The following is a 1,700-nucleotide window of genomic DNA, read 5'->3' as shown; positions in this document are numbered from 1 at the left end:
TTTTTGGATTTGGATGGGTTACCACCTGAATAAATCCATTATAAAGGACTTTTTATTTGCATTAAAGTAAATTAGCGAAAATTCGGGGTCTTGTTAATATTTAATCTTAATTAATGCAACGCTAGTGTCCTTTCTTCTAATTATTTTTTGTTGCAATATATAAGAGAATTAGGATGATTAAAGTCAAACGATTATATTTTTTATATATTTGGGGGAATCAGTCCTACTGTGATGATGGATTAAAAAACAAACCCTGATAGAACAAGGTTTCCTTGATATTGAGAGAGTAGTTGATGGGTAATTATGGTATGATGAATATAGATATTCATTTGAAATTCATCTTTTGATGTCAGATAGGGTGGTTGGCGTTATCCCCGAAAGGGGGTGATTCCATGACAACATTCCAAGCATTGACGCTCATGATTTCGTTTTCCACGATGGTCATCGCGCTGATTGCAGTCGTTGTCGCTATTTTAAACGCAAAAAAATAGCCCCCCTGTCTCAGCAAACGGGTGAGGGCTATTTTTTCTTTTAATGACTAAATAATGCCAATCCCCTATCAGAATGGGTATCGACGTGACCACCGTTCCAGCGGTGGTCATTTTTTATTGTATGTTTATCTACTAATATGATACCACATTTTCTTGAAAAATACACTTGAACAAGAATAAAGATACAATAAAATAATTTAGAAGTTTGCTTTAAGAAAAGGAAATTTATTTAAAATCTCCAAAGTTCTGGGTTCGAAGTAGTGACGGCTTTCGCACCAGTTTCCAGCGCTTGGATCACATCTTGTTCGGTACGGATTAATCCACCCGCGATGATCGGTACACCCGTTGCTTCATGCACCTCCGTAATCACTTGAGGAACAACTCCAGGTAAGACTTCAATATAGTCCGGCTTCACTCTACTCGTTATATTATGATCAAGTGCATGACTGTCCAAAGCAAATAAACGCAGGATTCCTGTCACATTGTTTTTCTTGGCAAAGGAAATAGCGCTTGTCCTTGTAGAAATGATCCCATCCGCCTTCACATTGCGAATCAGAAATTCAATTCCGTAATCATCTGATTTCAGTCCTTGTACAAGATCAGCATGTACATACACTGTTTTAGCATGTTTTTTAGCATAAGCTACCAAATCAGCCAGCTGTGAAACACGGGTTTCCAAAAAGATAACTGTTTCATGTTTGCTTTTCAGCATTTTTTCAAAGTGTTTGATATCCCGAAGTGCTGGTATAATTCCACTTTCTAAATGAGTCAAAACGACACCCCATTTTTGATATTTTATTTCTAGTAAAATACTTTCTTCCATTAATTGTTACCTACTTAAATTGTATGACAGAAAGTAAAATAATTCGAGTTCGGTGCCTAGCCGCATCCTTTATATATTCCTTCTGTGATTATAAGTAAAACACTCCTGTTGTATGAGTGATATGTACAGAGAAAATGTAGACAGATGTTATTCATGCATCACTAAAATTAGTAGTAATTAGATATATTTGAAACCACTTACATTTTATTGTATATTTTAGAAGTAATATACTAAATAGATAAAATATTTTATATATATAAAAAAGACCTGCGGTGATATGTCAAGAGGTAAATAAATAATTGTTCAGTTATCAAGGTGCATTATCCTTAAAAAAGGCAACACTAAACTAACCCAGTAAAGTTATGCGAATTTACTGGAAATTATTG

The 1,700-nt window shown here is 34.7% G+C and carries 2 protein-coding genes; one reads left to right on the top strand and one right to left on the bottom strand.

Going from position 1 to position 1,700, the window contains the following annotated elements; genetic code table 11:
• Window positions 1-392: 392 nt before the first annotated feature.
• Complete coding sequence (locus tag M3210_RS19820) at window positions 393-491, top strand: putative holin-like toxin (RefSeq protein WP_251518002.1); 99 nt, start codon at window positions 393-395, stop codon at window positions 489-491.
• 229 nt (window positions 492-720) lie between these two features.
• Here M3210_RS19820 and M3210_RS19815 read toward each other — a convergent pair whose 3' ends face one another.
• Window positions 721-1,314, bottom strand: a complete 594-nt coding sequence (locus M3210_RS19815) for a glycerol-3-phosphate responsive antiterminator (protein ID WP_251518000.1) — start codon at window positions 1,312-1,314, stop codon at window positions 721-723.
• Between the last annotated feature and the right edge of the window lie 386 nt (window positions 1,315-1,700).

The sequence above is a fragment of the Oceanobacillus luteolus genome (assembly GCF_023715655.1).
Classification (GTDB): Bacteria; Bacillota; Bacilli; order Bacillales; family Amphibacillaceae; genus Oceanobacillus; species Oceanobacillus luteolus.
This window is presented reverse-complemented; position numbering and strand designations above follow the sequence as displayed.